The organism is Pseudomonas sp. NMI760_13 (genome assembly GCF_021283245.1).
Taxonomy (GTDB): Bacteria; Pseudomonadota; Gammaproteobacteria; order Pseudomonadales; family Pseudomonadaceae; genus Aquipseudomonas; species Aquipseudomonas peradeniyensis.
The window spans coordinates 113,895-131,874 of the sequence record NZ_JAJSRC010000009.1; the positions used below are offsets into that span (position 1 = coordinate 113,895).

Here is a 17,980-nt window from a genome sequence, read left to right on the forward strand (position 1 = left end):
CTGTTCTCCGTAGTGTGAAAGGGTCGGGTTAGAAACTGCTCTGGATCTTCAGGCCACCGATCAGGGCGTCGTCGACCCGCGACACCCCGCCCGGATGGCGGATGTACTGCAGGTTCGGGCGCACGGTGAGCCAGTCGGCCAGGTGGATGCCGTAATAGAGTTCGGCGCTGTACTCGGTGTCCTGCACGGGCAGGAAGCCGGGGTTGTCGTAGTCGTCCAGGCCGTTGGTCTGGTTGATGAGGCGGGCGTTCTTGCGGTAGCCGGGATTGACGTGCACGCGGGCCAGGGCGAATCCGATGTCGTCCTTGGCGCGGGCATCGAAGGGCCCCTTGTAAACCACACCTGCCTGCACATAGTTGTCGATGGCATTGGTCTTCTTGTCGTGCACCGTGGCATTGGCGAACAGGCTCAGGCCACGCGACTGGTCCGAGGCCAGCGCGGTAACCTGCTGCTGGGCGCCCAGCCACAGGCCATGCTTGCTCGAGCTGCTGCGGTAGGCGGCGCCGCTGATGGCGGCTGGCGCGCCGTTGCTGTCCTTGAGTACATCCTGTGCCTTGGCATTACTGTAGTAGTAGCCGGCGCGATATTCCCCTTTCAGGCCATTGACCCGCGGGCTCCAGACCAGTTCGACCGGCATCACCGCGCCTTGGGTGCCGCTGCCGCTGAGCTTGAAGCCGTTGCCGCTCTCGAGGTTGGAGGGGTTCTGCTCGAACACGCCGACCTGGGCGTAGAGTTCGTCGTTCAGGTTGTAGCGCACGCGCAGGGCCCACTGGCTGACCGGCCAGTTGTACCAGATGCCACCGACCCAGTTGCCCACCTGCGAGCCGCAGAACGCCAGGTTCTGGAAGTCGCAGGGGAAGCTGTTGAAGTCCTCGCCTTCGCCGAAGCGGCCGAATTTCACGTCCAGCGCGCCATCGAAGTACTTCTGCTTGATCCACATCTGGGTCAGTCGCCAGGTCTCGCCACGGCCCCAGACTTCCTGCGCCGAGGTGAAGCCACCGACACGCGGGTCGTTGATGCGATCGTTGCTGATGTTGTCGCCATGGCGCTCGGTGACGGTCAGCTGGAACTCGGTGTCGTGCCAGCCAAGGATCTTTTGCAGGTCCATGTTCACGCCGAAGGTGAACTGGTCGCTGTAGCGCGCAGCGCGGTCGTGGCTGTAGCCGCCGTGCAGGTTGCTGCCCATCTCGCCGGTGTAGCCGAGGGTGAAGTCATAGCCTTTTTCCAGCAGCTCGCTGCGGGTCCCGCCCCAGTCGCCGAGCATCCACGGCGAGTCCTTGGCGAACATCTCGCTGGCGCTGGTGGTGGGGGACAGGGCGCCGAGCAGGGTGGCGAGGGCGAGGCCGGAGTAGCGGGTATTGGGCAGCTGGAGCATGAGATAGCGCTATCTTTTGATTGTTGAGGAAACGGCAAGCGCAACGAAGTGCGAGATCTTCGAAGGGAAATGACTGCGTTGGGGATCGAGTGAAGCGATTCAGCTTGCGGCAGGGAGGATATAGGGGAAGTTGTAAGAAAAAAAGACAAAATGTCGCAGGGGATTGTTGCTCACTAGGTAACAGTTCGAGGTACAGGGGCCTCTGTGGGAGCGGGTTTACCCGCGAATGCAATGTTGAATCCACTAACGCATTCGCGGGTAAACCCGCTCCCACAGAGGAGCCTTAGAAGGAAGTGCGCAGTCCCACCTGCACACTGCGCCCCGGCGCCGGCGCGATATCGCGCAGGATCGAGCTGGCATAGCGCACGGTCTGGTCGGTGAGGTTCTCGCCGCGCACGAAGGCCAGCCATTCACTCTGGCCGATGTCGAAGCGATACCCCAGGCTGGCGCCGAGGGTGGTGTAACCGTCTGTGCGGGTCTCGTTGGCCGGTTTGCGGTGCTGTGACGCGGCGTGCTGTACATCGACCCGCGCCTGCCAGCGGTCCAGCTCCCAGACCAGGCCACTGTTCAGGCGCAGCGGCGCGATGCGCGGCAGCGGCTCGCCGCTGTCGAGGTTCTTGGCCCGGGTGTAGTCGCCGGACAGTTCCAGGGCGAAGCTGCCGTAGCGGTTTTCCAGCAGTTGCCAGCGATCCTGGGCCTCGATGCCGTAGAAGCGTGCTCGCACGCCCTGGTAGGCATACTCGGGGATATCGCCGTGATCATGGTCGTGATCGTGGTCATGATCGTCGTGGCCGTGATCATGGCCTTCACGCAGGTTGCCGGTGCCGATCAGGCCGATGTAGTTGCGAAAGTGGCTGTAGAACACGCCGACGCTGCCCTTGTGGGTGCCGTTGTCAAAGCGCAGGGCCAGGTCGGTGGAGATGGCCTTTTCCTTGTTCAGGTTCGGATCGCCGATCTCGTAGGCGCCGGTGGCCACGTGGGCACCGTTGGCGTACAGCTCGTAGAAGGTCGGCGCGCGCTCGGTATAGCCGAGGTTGGCGGCCAGCGACCAGATCGGGTCGAGCTGGTACACCGCGCCCGAGGACAGGCTGAAGGCGTTGAAGCTGCTGGCGCTGTCGGCCCCGGCGAAGTTCTCGTTGCCCTTGGCGTCCGGATCGACCCGGGTGTGCTCCAGGCGCGCGCCCAGGCTCAGGTTGAGCCGTTCGCTGGCCTGCCATTGTTCGAGCAGGAACAGCGCCAGGCTGTCGGTGTCGGTGTGCGGGACAAAGGCTTCCTCGCCCAGCGCGGAGAACTCGTTGCGGCTGACCTGGGCGCCGATCACGCCCTCGACCGGGCCCAGCGGCTGGTGACGGGCCTCGATGCGCGCCTCGTAGCCCTTGTTCTTGAAGGTGGTGTGCACCTCGCCGCTTTCGATTTCGCGGTGCTGGTAGTCGGTGTAGCCGGCATCGACCTTGACCGAACTGAACGGCCCGTCGAGGTCGCGCAGTTCCGAGGCGAAGCCGTAGTGGTCCTGCTGCATGTCCAGGCGCACGCCGGGCTCGGCCACCGAGCCGTAGTTGCTGTCGTAGCGGCTGTAGGACAGGCCGGTATAGCCGTGGTCCCAGTGGTAGGAGCCGCCGATCGCACCGCCGTCCTGACGGCCGTCGCTGTTTTTCAGGCGATGCTTGCTGCCGGGCTCGTCGGCATCGCGGACTTTCGAACTGCGGGCGTAGCCGGGGATGCGCAGGTCGTTGAACTGGCGGCTGTTGGCGTCCAGGTGCAGGGCGAAGGCGCCGTTGCCGGCCTCAAGCTTGCCGGCACTGCTGCGGGTGGTGTCGGCGCCGCCGTAGCGCAGTTCGCCCGCGCCGTGGATGCCGTCGATGGGCGAGTCGGGGATGCGGTTGTCGAAGGTATTGACCACGCCGCCGATGGCGTTGCCGCCATACAGCAGCGCGGCCGGGCCGCGGACGATCTCGACCCGTTCGACGGTCACCGGGTCCAGTGGCACGGCGTGGTCATAGGACAGCGACGAGGCGTCCAGGGCGCCGACACCGTTGCGCAGTATGCGGATACGGTCGCCGTCCAGGCCGCGGATCACCGGGCGGCTGGCGCCGGGGCCGAACCAGGTGGAGGCGACGCCGGGCTGTTTGTTGAGGGTTTCCCCGAGGCTGCCGTGTTGCTGCTGCAGCAGGTCGTCGCCTTCGAGGACGGTGCTGGGCGCGGCCAGTTGGGCGTTGCCCAGCGGGTTGGCGGTGATCACCTGGGGTTGCAGCTCCACGGCCTGGCTGGAGGTGGAGGCCAGCCAGAGCGCGACGGCAAGGGGGGAGAGGTGCAGCGGCATGTGACGCATGGGGATGTGGCGTTCCTTGGCAGAATTGTTAATAGTTACTTTATAACATTTCATCACAAGCTGTTTGCCACTGGCCAGTACTTTGTGAGGTGACGCGTTTACCCTGTAGGAGCGGCCTTGCGCCGCGAAAGGGCCGCAAAGCGGCCCCAGGATCTTGGCCATGACCTATGTCGTCGGGGCTGCTTTGCAGCCCTTCGCGGCACAAGGCCGCTCCTACAGGGCACAGCGGTAGAGGCTGTAGATGCCACTACACTCGTGTAAGGTGCGCACCTTCCCGAACCTGGAGCACTGGCATGAGCACGGCCAATCACAACGCGCTGCACGGCAAGACCCTCGAGCAGATCCTCACCGAGCTGGTGGCGCACTACCAATGGCAGGGCCTGGCCGAGCGCGTCGACATCCGCTGCTTCAAGAGCGATCCAAGCATCAAGTCGAGCCTGACCTTCCTGCGCAAGACCCCGTGGGCACGGGAAAAGGTCGAGCAGCTGTACGTGAAGCTGCAGCGCAAAGGCTGATGCCGCGCCGCCCCTGGCTGACCCTGGCAGCCGTCCTCGGCTGGACCGGCCTGGCGATCCAGTTGTACCTGGTGCTGCTGGCGCGCTGGCAGGAGCAGGCCAGCCTGATCGGCGGGCTGGTCAACCTGTTCTGTTTTTTCACCGTGTTGAGCAACACGCTGGTGGCCACCGTGCTCAGCCAGGCCGCGTTCGGCCGCGAGTCGGCGGCCAGGCGCTGGTTCCTGTCGCCGGCGGTGAGCTCGTGCATCGCCGCGAGCATCCTGCTGGTGGCGCTGGCCTACAGCTTGTTGCTGCGCCACCTGTGGCAGCCCCAGGGCTGGCAGTGGCTGGCGGACGAACTGCTGCACGATGTGATGCCGCTGGTGTTCCTCCTGTACTGGTGGCTGGAGGTGCCCAAGGGGCGATTGCGGCTCTGGCACCTGGCGGCCTGGACGTTGTACCCGGCGTTGTATTTCGCCTTCGTGCTGCTGCGCGGGCATGAGATCGGGGTCTATCCCTATCCGTTCATCGATGTGGCACGGTTGGGATATGGGCAGGTGCTGGGCAATGCCCTGATGGTGCTGGCGGGGTTCTGGGGGATCGGGTTGGTACTGCTGGGGTTGGATCGCTGGCGCAGGCCTTCATGAGATTGCCGACCTCGCCATTCAGATCATGCGCAGCCCTGTAGGAGCGGCCTTGTGCCGCGAAAGGGCCGCGCAGCGGCCCCAGCAATTTGAGACCCCGGGGGCCGCTGCGCGGCCCTTTCGCGGCACAAGGCCGCTCCTACACCGGGGTGTGCAGATCCCGATCATTCGTCGTCGGCGGTACCGTCAGCTCGCCAGTAAGCCGCAGCCTTGAGGGCATCCTCGGGCACGCCTTTCTCCAGCAGCAGCGCCTTGGCCTGGCGGGTCAGTGCCTTCTCCAGCGCCACCCAGCCATACAACCGACCCTGGGGCAACGCCAGGTGCTTGACCCGCTCCAGCACATCCTCCTGGTGCCGACGCACCCAGATCACCTCGACCTGGGCCTTGCTCGTCAGCGCCTGGCGCTCCTGCTCGTCCTCGATCTGGATCACCGCCAGCACCTGGCGGCCCGCCGGCAGTTCCTCCAGGCGCCGGGCTATGGCCGGGATTGCCGTCTCGTCGCCGATCAGCAGGTAGCTGTCGAAGATATCCGGCACCACCATCGAGGCCCGCGGGCCGGCGATGTCCAAGGTCTGGCCGGGCGCGGCCTGGGCTGCCCAGGTGGAGGCGGGGCCATCGCCATGCAGGACGAAATCGATATCCAGCTGGTTGTTCACCAGGTCGATGCGCCGTGGTGTGTACTCGCGCATGGTCGGCCGGGCGCCGCCGTCGCGACCCAGGTTGCGCGCGTCGATGGCCTGTTGTTCCTCGGGGCTGCAGGCAAACAGCAGCTTGATGTGGTCGTCCGTGCCGACACTGGTGAAACCGGCCAGCTCCGCGCCACCGAGGGTGATGCGGCGCATGCGCGGGGTGAGGTCGGTGACCCGCAGCACTTCGAGACGGCGCTGGCGGATCTCGTGATTGACGCGATGAATAGTGTCGCTCATGGGGTGTTCTCCGTAACGGGGGTGGCCGGCCCGGAGGCGATGGCCTTGGCGGTGTCGTTGAGCAGGTTGCGCACCCGCTCGATCTCTTCGCTGGTCCAGCGGCCGCTGTGCATGTGCAGCGCGTGGCGCAGGTTGCCGACGGCTTCGTGGATTTCCGGCGGGCGGTCGTGGCCGCGCAGGGCGCGCTTGCTCACCTCGATGCGCATGCGCACGCCGTCGAGGGCGACGGCCTGTTCCTGCAAGGCACTGCGGCCGGCAGCGGTGATGGCATAGAGGCGTTTGCTGCCCTGGATGGCGCCGGTGACCAGCTCGGCTTCCTCGAGGTAGCTGAGGGTGGGGTAGATCACCCCGGGGCTGGGGCTGTAGCTGCCGTCGAAGAGGGTCTCGATCTGACGGATCAGGTCGTAGCCGTGGCCGGGTTGCTCGGCCAGCATCGACAGCATCAGCAGCTTCAGGTCGCCCGGGGCGAACACCCGCGGGCCACGTTCGCCGCGGCCGGGGCGGCGTTCGAAGGGGTCGTGGTCGCGCATGGGGAAGGGCTCCGTCTGTTAAGATATATCTCAAGATATTACTCAAGATATATCTAAAGACAAGCCTTCAAATGCAGATGATTATCATCTAATTTTTTGATAGTTCAGGACTGGCCCGCCACCTGCGGCGCCTTGCAGGCGGTGGGGTTGCCCGGCTCCAGGTACGGCATGAGGATCGGCGCCATGCCCTTGAGCACCTGCACCGGCAATGCCGAGGTGAACTTGAACGCTTCGGCCGAGCGCCCCGGGACAAACGCGGTGAGGGTGCCGAAGTGGTTGTCGCCGAGGAAGAACACGAAGGTCGCGGTGCGGTTCAGCGAACGCGAGCCGATCAGCCGGCCGCCGGCGCCGAAGCTTTCGATGCGGTTGTCGCCGGTGCCGGTCTTGCCGCCCATCACCAGCGGGGTGCCGTCGTGCAGCTTGAAGCTGCCGGAGATGCGCCGTGCGGTACCGGCGTCGACCACCTGCGACATGGCGCCCTTGAGCGCCCGGGCGACTTCCACCGGGAGGATCCGCTGGCCACGGTCCGGGTCGCTGATCAACTGCGTCTCGTAGGGGGTGTTCTGGGCGAAGTGCAGGGTGTCGATGCGCAGCGTGGGCAGGCGCACGCCGTCGTTCTGGATGATCCCGACCAGTTCGGACAGCGCCGCCGGGCGGTCGCCGGAGCTGCCGATGGCGGTGGCCAGCGACGGCACCAGGTGGTCGAACGGGTAGCCGACGCGCTTCCAGCGCTGGTGGATGTCGGTGAACGCCTCGATCTCGACCATGGTGCGGATACGGCTGTCGCGGGCGCCCTGGTGGCGGCTCTTGAACAGCCAGCTGTAGACCTCCTGACGCTCGAAACGGCTGGCGTTGAGGGCGTCCTTGAGCGAGGCGCCGGGGTTCTTCAGCAGGTAGCCGAGCAGCCACAGGTCCAATGGGTGGACCTTGGCGATGTAGCCCTGGTCGGGCAGGTCGTACTTGCCCGGGCCGTAGGCTTCGTACATCTCCACCAGGCGGCCGTCGGTGAGCTTGGCCATGGCCTTCTTGTCTTCCTTGCTGTGGGCGCGGACGAAGGCGTTGAAGGTCTCCTGGCCGGCCTCGGGGAACAGGTAGCGGTGCACCGCAGCCAGGCGCTGCGGGGTTACGCGCAGGCTGTCGAGGAAGGTGTCCAGGCGCTGCTGCGAGGTCTTGCGCTGGTATTTCTTCCAGAAGCGCATGGTGTAGTTGGAGCCTTCGCGGTCGGCAAAGCGCGCCAGGTATTCCTGGCGGCGCGGGTCGCTGTCGTCCCTGAGCAGCGGTTCGCGGTTGAACGGCTGCTGGTAGGTGACGTAGCGCACGATGTCGCGCATCAGGCGAATGAACGGCAGGTTGATCGACTCGCGCAGGGCATCCTTGAGGGTCGGATTGCGGTTGTTGTCTTCCTTGCGGAAGTTGTTGAACACATGCATGCCGCCACCGGTGAAGAAGGCCTCGCCGGTGTTGGCCGAGTACTTGCGTTCGAGCGCGGCGTCGAGCATGGCGTCCAGGCTCTGGTTCTTGCTGTTCTGCATCAGCCATTCCAGCGACCACTGGGTGATGCGGTCGAGTTCGGCCACCGGGACCTTCTTCAGCTCGGCCGCCGGCTTGCCGGCGTACTTGTCGTGCAGCTCGGCGATGATCTCCAGGTAGGTGGTCAGCACCCGCAGCTTGGCGGTGGAGCCCAGTTCTAGCTTGCTGCCTTCGTTGATGTCGAAGGGTTGGTTGGTGCTGTCGGTCTGCACCCGCACCCGCGAGCCGTCGGCGGTGCGTTCGAACAGGGTGAAGCTGTAGCTCACCTGGTCGGTGGTCTTGGCGGTGAGCAGGCGTTCGCCGATCAGGCCGATCTGTGCGGCGAACTCCGGGTCGGCGAGGTTTTTCAGGTACTGGCTGACCTGCACTTGCAGGTCGGCCTGCAGGGTGCTGGTGGCCGACAGGTCGAGGCGGTCGAGGTCGTACAGCGGCCGGTTGAGCATGGCCGCCAGGCGGTTGCGGGCCAGGCTGATGCCCTTGTTGGTGATGATCGGCACGATGGTCGGCTGGGCCACCCAGTCGCGGTACACCGCCTTGCTGGCCAGGGCGGCGTCGGCCAGGGGGTGCTCGATGATGCCGTTGGCGGCGAGTACGCGGATGTGCGAATCGGTGAGCTCGGCCAGCTCGATGCGGCCCTTGGACAGGTAGTGCGAGGGGCGGCGCTGGGCGATCATCAGCGACAGCACCTGGCGCAGGGCCAGGCCGCGTTCGGCCATGCTCTTTTCATCGCTGGCGGTGGAGGTGAGGGCCTGGTTGACCTGGTCGAAGTCGGCGCCGTACCACACCCGCAGGCCTTCGGCCATGCCGTGCACCTCGCCGTGGCCGGGTACCGCCGACAGCGGCACGCTGTTGAGGTAGTCGCGCACGATGCGTTCGCGGGCCTCGGTGGTGTCCGGGCCGCCCTGGTAGGCGCGCACGCTGGCGGAAATCATCTGGCGGATCTTCTCCGCGCCCGAGACGGTCAGCCCGTCCGGCGAGTGCCGGTACTTCTCCAGCTGGGTGGCCAGGGTGCTGCCGCCGGCCGACTGCCCGGGCAGCGCCAGGTACTTGGCCACCTGGCTGTAGGCGGCCTTGGCGAAGCGCGGCCAGTCCACCGCCGGGTTGTTCTGCGGGTCTTTCGGGTCGAGCAGGTCGCGGTTCTCGATGAACAGCAGGCTGTTGACCATCACCGGTGGGATCGCCGCGAAGTTCGGGTACAGGTGCTGCGGGTAGTTGTACTGATAGAGCATGTCACCGCGGCAGTCGGTGATCGACAGGCCGGCCTGGATCTTCTCCACGTAGGGCACGAACAGGCCGTGATCGACGTAGTTCATCAGCGCCGGGGAGAAACGCACCTGCTGGTTGATCAGGTAGTCGCGCTTGAGCAGCCGTGGCAGGAACTCGCCCAGGGCGCTGTAGCCCAGGCGCCTGTCGAAGGGACCCTCGCCCGGGTAGACGATGGCATCGCTCGGGCCGGGCTCGAGGGCGTAGGTGAGGGTGCCGGCCAGACGGCTGAACTCGCGCGATTGCAGGCGTGAGGTCTGGAACTCGTCATAAGCGGCAAGGCCCACCGCGACCAGCCCGATCAACAGGATGAGCAGGATCAGGCGCCACCACAGGCGGCGCTGACGTGGGGTCTTGGGCAAGGGGGCTTCAGCCTGAGGTGCTTTGGGTGCTTCCGTTCCGGTTGGTTCCGATTGCCACAGTGCGCCCATAGTCTTGAGTCCGGCCAGGTGTTTTCGCGTTACTTGTCTGAAGCTTAGACGCTGGCCCAGTTTGGTGAAAAATTTGTAAGAAGCTTCGAGCAATCGCGTATGAACATGCGCCTTTGGTGCGACTTCCATTCTTCGGCAATGTTGTTAATGTAGCTGCCCCATTCCTGTGCATGGGCGGAGCGAGGCCAGAATGCCCCTCCGGTAAAGGGCTTTTTGCCGAGAATTCTCGCCAAATATCCCACTGTATAAAGTGAAAAGCCCTGCAAGTGGCTTCCTATACTGCTCGCCCCCTTCGACCCGCCGACGCCCCGCGCCCGGTGGACAGGCCCGCCCACAAGGCGGCCTGGCGAGACGACGCCCCGCCTATCGGCGCGGCCGGTGCTGCACGAAGGTCAAATCCAATAACAAAATGAGGTTGTATTGCTATGCCAGTCGGCAACCATCCTGCCCACGACGAGTCCGTCCAGGGCGGCCCGCTCAAGCGCGAGCTGGGCGAACGGCACATCCGTCTGATGGCCCTTGGCGCCTGTATCGGCGTCGGCCTGTTCCTGGGTTCGGCCAAGGCCATCGAAATGGCCGGCCCCGCCATCATGCTCTCCTACATTATCGGTGGCCTGGCCATCCTGGTGATCATGCGCGCCCTCGGCGAGATGGCCGTGCACAACCCGGTGGCAGGTTCCTTCAGCCGCTACGCGCAGGACTACCTAGGCCCCCTGGCGGGCTTCCTCACGGGCTGGAACTACTGGTTCCTGTGGCTGGTGACCTGTGTCGCCGAGATCACCGCGGTGGCCATCTACATGGGCATCTGGTTCCCCGACGTGCCGCGCTGGATCTGGGCGTTGATGGCCCTGGGCAGCATGGGCGCGATCAACCTGATCGCGGTCAAGGCATTCGGCGAGTTCGAGTTCTGGTTCGCCCTGATCAAGATCGTCACCATCATTGCCATGGTGCTCGGCGGTATCGGCATCATCGCCTTCGGCTTCGGTAACGACGGCGTGGCCATGGGCATCTCCAACCTGTGGAGCAACGGCGGCTTCATGCCCAACGGCGTGACCGGCGTGCTGATGTCGCTGCAGATGGTGATGTTCGCCTACCTGGGCGTGGAAATGATCGGCCTGACCGCCGGCGAAGCGCGCAACCCGCAGAAGACCATCCCCCAGGCCATCGGCTCGGTGTTCTGGCGCATCCTGCTGTTCTACGTGGGCGCGCTGTTCGTGATCCTGTCGATCTACCCGTGGAACGAGATCGGCAGCCAGGGCAGCCCGTTCGTGATGACCTTCGAGCGCCTGGGCATCAAGACCGCCGCCGGCATCATCAACTTCGTGGTGATCACCGCCGCGCTGTCGTCGTGCAACGGCGGCATCTTCAGCACCGGGCGCATGCTCTACAGCCTGGCGCAGAACGGCCAGGCCCCGGCCACCTTCGCCCGCACCTCGAAAAGCGGCGTGCCGCGCAACGCGCTGCTGCTGTCGATCGCCGCGCTGCTGCTGGGTGTGCTGGCCAACTACCTGGTGCCGGAGAAGGTGTTCGTCTGGGTGACCTCGATCGCCACCTTCGGCGCGATCTGGACCTGGGTGATGATCCTCTTGGCGCAGCTGAAGTTCCGCGCCGGGCTGAGCACTGCCGAGCGCAACGCGCTGAAGTACCGCATGTGGCTGTGGCCGTTGAGCTCGTACCTGGCGCTGGCGTTCCTGGTGCTGGTGGTGGGGCTGATGGCGTACTTCGAGGATACCCGCGTGGCCCTGTATATCGGCCCGGCGTTCCTGGTGCTGCTGACGGCGTTGTACTACAGCTTCCGTCTGGCGCCGAAAGAGGCGCAGGCGCTGACAAGCTGAAATAGCGGGGGCTGCTGCGCAGCCCTTTCGCGGCACAAGGCCGCTCCTACAGGGATTATGCGTCCCCCTGTAGGAGCGGCCTTGTGCCGCGAAAGGGCCGCAAAGCGGCCCCTGTGATCGATCAGGCCGCCACCTCGCTATGCGGCTCGAAACTATCGGCCCGGGCCAGCTGCCACATCCGCGAATAGAACTGCCCATTGACCTCGCCAGTCAGCAACTCGCCCGGCTTGAGGAACACGTGCATCTGCGAGAACAGCTTGATCTCGGTGGCCGAGATCCGCCGCACCAGGTGCTTGGCCTCCAGTTGCGCCGGATGCTCCAGGCCCGCGGCGGCGAGCATTTCGGCCAGGGCGCGCAGGGTGTTGTGGTGGAAGTTGAGCACTCGCTGGGCCTTGTCCGGCACCACCAGCGCACGCTGGCGCAGGGCATCCTGGGTGGCCACGCCGGTCGGGCACTTGTTGGTGTGGCAGCTCTGCGACTGAATGCAGCCAATGGCGAACATGAAGCCACGCGCCGAGTTGGCCCAGTCGGCGCCGATGGCCAGCACGCTGGCGATGTCGAAGGCGCTGACAATCTTGCCGCTGGCACCGAGCTTGATCTTGTCGCGCAGGTTCAGGCCGACCAGGGTGTTGTGCACGAACAGCAGGCCTTCACGCAGCGGCACGCCGATATGGTCGGTGAACTCCACCGGGGCGGCGCCGGTGCCGCCTTCCTTGCCGTCGACGACGATGAAGTCGGGCAGGATGCCGGTTTCCAGCATGGCCTTGGCGATGCCCATGAATTCCCACGGGTGGCCCAGGCAGAACTTGAAGCCCACCGGCTTGCCGCCGGACAGTTCACGCAGCTGGGCGATGAACTGCATCATTTCGATCGGGGTCGAGAAGGCGCTGTGGCGTGATGGCGAGATGCAGTCCTCGCCCATCATGACGCCACGGGTCTCGGCGATTTCCCGGGTCACCTTGTGCTTGGGCAGGATGCCGCCATGGCCGGGCTTGGCGCCCTGGCTCATCTTGATCTCGATCATCCGCACCTGCGGGTTCTGCGCCTGGGCGGCGAAGCGCTCGGGGTCGAAGCGGCCGTCCGCGGTGCGGCAGCCGAAGTAGCCACTGCCCAGTTCCCAGACCAGGTCGCCGCCGTGTTCGCGGTGGTAGGGGCTGATGCTGCCCTCGCCGGTGTCGTGGTGGAAGTTGCCCAGCTTGGCGCCCTGGTTGAGGGCACGGATGGCGTTGGCGCTGAGCGAGCCGAAGCTCATGGCCGAGATGTTGAAGATCGATGCCGAGTACGGCTGGGTGCACTGCGGGCCGCCGACGCTGACGCGGAAACTGGCCGGGTCGGCCAACGGCGCCGGGCGCATGGAGTGGCCGATGAACTCGAAGCCCGACTCGTAGACGTCGATCAGGGTGCCGAAGGGTTTGTCCGAGGCTTCGTTCTTGGCCCGGGCGTAGACCAGCGAGCGCTGGGCGCGGGAGAAGGGCAGGGCGTCGCTGTCGGATTCCAGCAGGTACTGGCGGATCTCTGGGCGGATGCCCTCGACCAGGTAGCGGATGTTGCCCAGGATCGGGTAGTTGCGGCGGACCGCGTGGCGTTGCTGCAGCAGGTCGAACACGCCGATCAGGCTGAGCACCCCGGTGGTCAGGGTGAACGGCCACAACCAGTCGTGGGTGAGGAACGGCAGGCTGGCGAGGGTGAACAGCACGCAGGCGGCGAAGAAGGCGTAACGGCTGAGGAGTGACAGGCTCATACGGTGTCCTTGCGAATGGCTCGGTCAGGCTCAGGGGCCTGGGGCAAAGCCCGACCATAGCCCGGTTGGGCGCCGCTATGCCAGCGTGGGGCGGACGAGAAAAATGAAAATTGGGGTATCGAAAATCATTCGCAATGAGATATGTTATAAAGTAACTATTGCTCGCAGGAGATTGACCCCATGAAAGCTGGTATCCACCCCGCCTATCGCCCCGTGCTGTTTCACGACACTGCCGCCGATGTGTTCTTCCTGATCGGCTCGACCGTCGAGACAGATCGCTCCCAGATGCACAGCGACGGTCAGACTTACCCCTATGTGGCGCTGGATGTGTCCAGTGCCTCGCATCCGGTGTACACCGGGCAGCAGCGTAAGACCACGGTCGAAGGCCGGGTGGCCGGGTTCAACAAGCGCTTCGCCGGTTTCCAGGTGTAGGAGCGGCTTTAGCCGCGAAGCAGGCTGAGCTGAGTGTGGCACCCGCTTTGCGGGTGATCGCGGCTGAAGCCGCTCCTACAGGGGCGGCGTCTGGCGCAACAGCTGTTGATGCCACTGCTCCTGCTCGGTCGCCGACGCCTTGATCAGAAACTGGTATCGCCCCGCCACCCGAGTGGCCACCGTGACACCCTCCCGGTACAGCACGCGGTTACCCGCCACCGCCGGTACCTTGGCCCCCGGCAACAAGGTACCCACCAGGTTCAACGGATCGCAGCCGCTGACCACCACCAGCTCGCCCTGTGGCGTGCGTCTGCGCACCTGGCGCAACAGCCCCACGGCTTCAGGTAAGGCGAACTGCTCACCCGCCAGCCCGGCGATAAAGCGCCCGCCACGGATTTCGCCGCGGGCCTCGAGGCGGTGGTAGCAGCGCAACAGGTCCCGCCACGACGGCAGCACGTCGCTTTCGCGTTCCAGCAGGCGCCAGCACATGACGCCATAGCGGCGCAGCAGGCTGCGGGCCACATGTTCCAGGCGCAGGTCTGCGTCCACTGCAATGCTCGAACGACGCAACAGCGCCCAGCGTCCGGCGTGGACCATGCTGCTCGACAGCGCAGGATGGCCGCGGCGGCTGTTGCGTGAAGTGCGCTTGGCCGCGGGTGTGATCAGGCTGCGCAGGCCGCTGAAACCATCGGCGCTGGCCAGGCCGGAACCTACCAGTTCCTGCAGGGCTGTCTCCAGCTCGCTGGGTAGCAGGTGGGCCTCATGGGCCAGTTCATCGAAGAACAAGGCGCCTTGTTCCTGCAGCGTCTGCATTACCCGCCGTGCGCGTGCGCCCAGTTGTTCGAGGTCGGCTGTGGGCGCCAGGCTGCGCCACAGCCCCTGGTGCTCGCGGGGCAGCAGCACCAGGGGCGTGCTGGCCAGGGTGCTGGCTGACTGTGTCGAGGCCAGCCGGCTCCAGGCCCACTGGCCGCTGCGACAGGCATCGTCCAGCCAGTGTGGGCTGTAGTCCTTGATACGAGCCGGCAGCAGGTCGCTTTCCCAGGTACCGGCGGCGGCGGGGAAACCTTGCAGTTGGGCGAGCACTTCGCCCAGCGCCTGCGGCCCGCGCAGGCGTGCTTCGCCACCCAGGTGCTGCCAGTCGAACAAAAACCTCATGAAGTCCTGCAGGCTGACCGGCTCGATTTCCTGGCGCAGGCGCTTGACCGTGTAGCGGTGGATACGTGCCAGCAGGTGCCGCTCGCACCACTGCAGGCCAGTCTGGCCTGGGCTGAAGTGGCCACGCATCACATAGCCTTCGCCTTCCAGGCGGGCCAGGGCCTGTTCGGCATTACCCGCCGGCTGTGCAAGCGGGTTGACGATCTCGGTCAGGGTCAATGGACCGAAGCCACTGAGCCGTGCGCGCAGCAACTCGACCAGGGCCGTGTCGAGGTCGGGCGGGTCGGCGAAGCCCGGCAACACCGCAACGTCCGGGTGCGGGCGTGCGTCGGGATACAGGATCAGCATTGCCTGCAGGCGCTCGCGGGCGAACCACAGGCGTCGCTCCCCGGCATCCAGATGACAGGCGCGACCTGCCTTGGCCAGTTGCAGCAGCAGTTGCGGCCAGCCGGGATTGCCCTCTACTTCAGGTTGGGTAATGGCGCCCAGGCTCATCAGCGCCTCATGCATTTCGTCGGCGTTGTTTGCCCGCGGCCAGGCCTCGGCCTGAACCGCGGCGATGGCGTCGCCGTCCAGCGCACCCAGGTCGTCGGCGCTGTGCACGTCGTTCCAGCGTCGGTTGAGCACGGCCTGGGTACGCCGCTCTTCAAGCGGCGCGTCGTCGAGGAAGGTGTAGGGCCGGGCGTTGAGGATGGCCGAAGCCAGCGGCGAAGGGGCCGGCAGGTCGCGACTTAGCAGGCGTACCTCGCCATTTTCCATGCGCCGCAGCAATGCCAGCCAGCCCTCGCTGTCCATGGCCTCGTGCAGGCAGTCGTCGAGGGTCTGTTGCACCAGCGGGTGGTCGGGGATCTGCCGCTCGCCGACGATATTCTCCAGGCAGGCGATCTGGTCGGGGAACACGGCGGCCACCAAGTCCTCGCTCTTCATGCGCTGGATCTGCGGCGCCACCTTGCGTCCGCCCACATAGCGCGGCAAGGCCAACGCTACCGCCGCGTTCCAGCGCCAGCGCACGCCGAACAGCGGCGCATCGAGCAGGGCCTGGACCAGGATCGGTTCGGCCGTGCGGCTGTGCAGGTAACGCCATACCTCGTCCAGCGCGAAGCTGTGGCTGGTGGATAGCGACAGCACGATGGCGTCCTCGCTGGCCGCCGCCTGCAACTCGAAATTGAACGTGCGGCAGAAGCGCTTGCGCAGGGCCAGGCCCCAGGCACGGTTGATCCGGCTGCCGTAGGGCGAGTGGATAATCAGCTGGGTGCCGCCGGATTCGTCGAAGAAGCGCTCCATCACCAGCGTCTGCTGCGAGGGCAGGGCGCCCAGTACCTGCCAGGTGCGGCCCAGGTAGTCGAGCAGTTGCTCTGCGCAGCCTTCATCCAGGGCGTAGGCCGTTTGCAGCCAGGCGCGCACCTGTTGGCTGTCGCCGGCCTGCAATTGCTGGTCGATCCGCTGCTGCAGGCGGGCCACTGCGGCGGACAGTTCGTCACTGCGACCTGGCGCCTCGCCCAGCCAGAACGGGATGGTCGGCGGCAGGCCGTGGGCGTCCTCGACCCGTACCCGGCCAGGTTCGACCCGTAGTATGCGATAGGAGGCGTTGCCCAGCTGGAAGATATCGCCGGCGATGCTCTCCACGGCGAAGTCTTCGTTGACGCTGCCGATGTTCAGCGCCTGGGGTTCGAGCAGCACCGCATAGTCGGCGGTCTCCGGGATGGTGCCGCCGCTGGTCAGGGCGGTCAGCTGGCTGCCGCGCCGCCCGCGCAGGGTGTGGTTCAGCGCATCACGGTGCAGGTAGGCGCTGCGGATGCCCTGGCGGCCGTTGAAACCCTCGGCGAGCATGCGCAGCAAGGCCTGGTAGTGGCCTTCGTCGAGCTGGCCGTAGGGACTGGCCTGGCGCAACAGGTCGAGCAGCGCCCGTTCGTCCCAGGGCTGGTTGCTGACTTCGGCGACGATCTGCTGGGCCAATACATCCAGTGGCGCCTCGGGGATGTGCAATTCGTCCAGCTCGCCTTGGCGCACGCAGTCGAGCAGGGCGACACATTCGATCAAATCGTCCCGCGAGGTGGGGAACAGGCGCCCCTTGGGCACGCCGTCGACCTGGTGGCCGGAACGCCCGACCCGTTGCAGCAAGGCGGCGATCGAGCCCGGCGAGGCGATCTGGCAGACCAGGTCGACCTCACCGATATCGATGCCCAGCTCCAGTGAGGCGGTGGCCACCAGCACCTGCAGTTCGCCGCCCTTGAGGCGCTGCTCGGCGGCCAGGCGATGTTCCTTGGCCAGGCTGCCGTGGTGCGCGGCCACGGCGTGGTTGCCCAGGCGCTCGCCAAGGTGGCGGGTCAGGCGCTCGGCCAGGCGCCGGGTGTTGACGAATACCAGGGTGGTGCGGTGCTCGCGGGCGAGGCTGGCGAGGCGGTCGTAGACCAGCTCCCAGACATCCGTGGCCATCACCGCGCCCAGCGGCACGGGTGGCACTTCCAGGGCCAGGTCACGATGGCGGGCATGGCCGATATCGACGATGGCGCAGGGGCGTTCATGCCCGACCAGGAACCGCGCCACCCGCTCTACCGGGCGCTGGGTGGCGGACAGGCCGATGCGTCGCAGCGGTCGGCCGGCCAGGGCCTGCAGACGCTCGAGGGTCAGCGCCAGGTGGCAGCCGCGCTTGTTGCCGGCCAGCGCGTGGATCTCGTCGACGATGACTGTGTGCACGTTGGCCAACCCCTCGCGGCCCGAGGCCGAGCCCATCAGCACGTAGAGCGATTCCGGCGTGGTCACCAGGATATGCGGCGCCAGCTTGCGCATGGCCGCGCGCTCCTTCTGCGGGGTGTCGCCGGTACGTACGGCGGTTGTGATGCGCGGGGCCTTCAGGCCAAGCTGTTCGAGCTGCCGGCCGATGCCTTCGAGCGGCGCGTCGAGGTTCAGGCGGATGTCGTTGGACAGCGCCTTGAGTGGCGAGACGTAGACGACCTGGGTCTGTGCTGGCAGTTCGCCGTTGTGCGCCAGGCCTTGGCGAAACAGCTCATCGAGCACGGCGAGGAAGGCGCTGAGGGTCTTGCCCGAGCCAGTCGGCGCGGCCAGCAGCATCGACTGGCCAGCGTGGATCAGCGGCCAGGCGCCGGCCTGGGCCTCGGTGACCGTGGCGAAACGCTGGCGGAACCAGGTGGCGACGGCGGGGTGGAACAGGCCGAGCACCGGGTGTTGGTGGGCGGGGAGGTTCATGGGTTGGTTATGGCGGGTTGCCAGCGGATTGGCAAGGGGCCGTTCGTCCGGGAGGCCTATCGCGGGGCAAGCCCGCTCCCACGCGTAC

General features: G+C 66.0%; 11 protein-coding genes. 4 read left to right on the plus strand and 7 right to left on the minus strand.

The features are described from left to right. Positions 1-28: 28 nt before the first annotated feature. Together LU671_RS12285 and LU671_RS12290 are read right to left on the minus strand one after the other, a co-directional pair. Positions 29-1,375: a carbohydrate porin gene (locus LU671_RS12285; protein ID WP_232855784.1), complete on the minus strand. Its 1,347-nt coding sequence runs from the start codon at positions 1,373-1,375 to the stop codon at positions 29-31. 283 nt (positions 1,376-1,658) lie between these two features. Then, positions 1,659-3,704 carry a TonB-dependent receptor gene (locus LU671_RS12290; RefSeq protein WP_232855785.1) on the minus strand — a complete coding sequence of 682 codons (2,046 nt, stop codon included), beginning with the start codon at positions 3,702-3,704 and terminating at the stop codon, positions 1,659-1,661. 293 nt (positions 3,705-3,997) lie between these two features. Between LU671_RS12290 and LU671_RS12295 the strand changes: the two genes are divergently transcribed. After that, a complete protein-coding gene (locus tag LU671_RS12295; RefSeq protein WP_028690109.1) occupies positions 3,998-4,219 on the plus strand; it encodes a VF530 family DNA-binding protein in 222 nt (73 codons plus the stop codon). Further along, complete coding sequence (locus tag LU671_RS12300) at positions 4,219-4,845, plus strand: Pr6Pr family membrane protein (RefSeq protein WP_203647781.1); 627 nt, start codon at positions 4,219-4,221, stop codon at positions 4,843-4,845. The genes LU671_RS12295 and LU671_RS12300 overlap by 1 nt, the downstream gene beginning before the upstream one ends. Before the next feature lie 161 nt (positions 4,846-5,006). On the opposite strand, the gene LU671_RS12305 is transcribed toward LU671_RS12300, so the two are convergent. The 3 genes from LU671_RS12305 to LU671_RS12315 all read right to left on the minus strand — a co-directional run bounded on the left by LU671_RS12305 (position 5,007) and on the right by LU671_RS12315 (position 9,522). Continuing rightward, a complete protein-coding gene (locus LU671_RS12305; RefSeq protein ID WP_232855786.1) occupies positions 5,007-5,768 on the minus strand; it encodes a siderophore-interacting protein in 762 nt (253 codons plus the stop codon). Beyond that, positions 5,765-6,298, minus strand: a complete 534-nt coding sequence (locus LU671_RS12310; RefSeq protein ID WP_203647779.1) for a PadR family transcriptional regulator — start codon at positions 6,296-6,298, stop codon at positions 5,765-5,767. Before LU671_RS12310 ends, LU671_RS12305 begins: the two co-directional genes overlap by 4 nt. A gap of 104 nt (positions 6,299-6,402) precedes the next feature. Continuing rightward, positions 6,403-9,522, minus strand: a complete 3,120-nt coding sequence (locus LU671_RS12315; RefSeq protein ID WP_232855787.1) for a transglycosylase domain-containing protein — start codon at positions 9,520-9,522, stop codon at positions 6,403-6,405. 425 nt (positions 9,523-9,947) lie between these two features. Here LU671_RS12315 and LU671_RS12320 point away from each other — a divergent pair, with 425 nt between their 5' ends. Beyond that, complete coding sequence (locus LU671_RS12320) at positions 9,948-11,357, plus strand: amino acid permease (RefSeq protein WP_232855788.1); 1,410 nt, start codon at positions 9,948-9,950, stop codon at positions 11,355-11,357. A gap of 121 nt (positions 11,358-11,478) precedes the next feature. Here LU671_RS12320 and LU671_RS12325 read toward each other — a convergent pair whose 3' ends face one another. After that, positions 11,479-13,098, minus strand: coding sequence for an FMN-binding glutamate synthase family protein (locus LU671_RS12325; protein ID WP_203647776.1), 1,620 nt, complete (start codon positions 13,096-13,098; stop codon positions 11,479-11,481). Positions 13,099-13,278: 180 nt separating this feature from the next. Here LU671_RS12325 and LU671_RS12330 point away from each other — a divergent pair, with 180 nt between their 5' ends. Beyond that, positions 13,279-13,530, plus strand: coding sequence for a type B 50S ribosomal protein L31 (locus LU671_RS12330; RefSeq protein WP_203647775.1), 252 nt, complete (start codon positions 13,279-13,281; stop codon positions 13,528-13,530). Positions 13,531-13,605: 75 nt separating this feature from the next. Here LU671_RS12330 and LU671_RS12335 read toward each other — a convergent pair whose 3' ends face one another. Further along, positions 13,606-17,892 carry a DEAD/DEAH box helicase gene (locus LU671_RS12335; protein ID WP_232855789.1) on the minus strand — a complete coding sequence of 1,429 codons (4,287 nt, stop codon included), beginning with the start codon at positions 17,890-17,892 and terminating at the stop codon, positions 13,606-13,608. Positions 17,893-17,980: the final 88 nt, after the last annotated feature.

Excerpts from the sequence above, each read along its gene's own strand:
- LU671_RS12285 (WP_232855784.1), bottom strand. The coding sequence starts at position 1,375 with ATGCTCCAGCTGCCCAATACCCGCTACTCCGGCCTCGCCCTCGCCACC.
- LU671_RS12290 (WP_232855785.1), bottom strand. The coding sequence starts at position 3,704 with ATGCGTCACATGCCGCTGCACCTCTCCCCCCTTGCCGTCGCGCTCTGG.
- LU671_RS12295 (WP_028690109.1), top strand. The coding sequence starts at position 3,998 with ATGAGCACGGCCAATCACAACGCGCTGCACGGCAAGACCCTCGAGCAG.
- LU671_RS12300 (WP_203647781.1), top strand. The coding sequence starts at position 4,219 with ATGCCGCGCCGCCCCTGGCTGACCCTGGCAGCCGTCCTCGGCTGGACC.
- LU671_RS12305 (WP_232855786.1), bottom strand. The coding sequence starts at position 5,768 with ATGAGCGACACTATTCATCGCGTCAATCACGAGATCCGCCAGCGCCGT.
- LU671_RS12310 (WP_203647779.1), bottom strand. The coding sequence starts at position 6,298 with ATGCGCGACCACGACCCCTTCGAACGCCGCCCCGGCCGCGGCGAACGT.
- LU671_RS12315 (WP_232855787.1), bottom strand. The coding sequence starts at position 9,522 with ATGGGCGCACTGTGGCAATCGGAACCAACCGGAACGGAAGCACCCAAA.
- LU671_RS12320 (WP_232855788.1), top strand. The coding sequence starts at position 9,948 with ATGCCAGTCGGCAACCATCCTGCCCACGACGAGTCCGTCCAGGGCGGC.
- LU671_RS12325 (WP_203647776.1), bottom strand. The coding sequence starts at position 13,098 with ATGAGCCTGTCACTCCTCAGCCGTTACGCCTTCTTCGCCGCCTGCGTG.
- LU671_RS12330 (WP_203647775.1), top strand. The coding sequence starts at position 13,279 with ATGAAAGCTGGTATCCACCCCGCCTATCGCCCCGTGCTGTTTCACGAC.
- LU671_RS12335 (WP_232855789.1), bottom strand. The coding sequence starts at position 17,892 with ATGAACCTCCCCGCCCACCAACACCCGGTGCTCGGCCTGTTCCACCCC.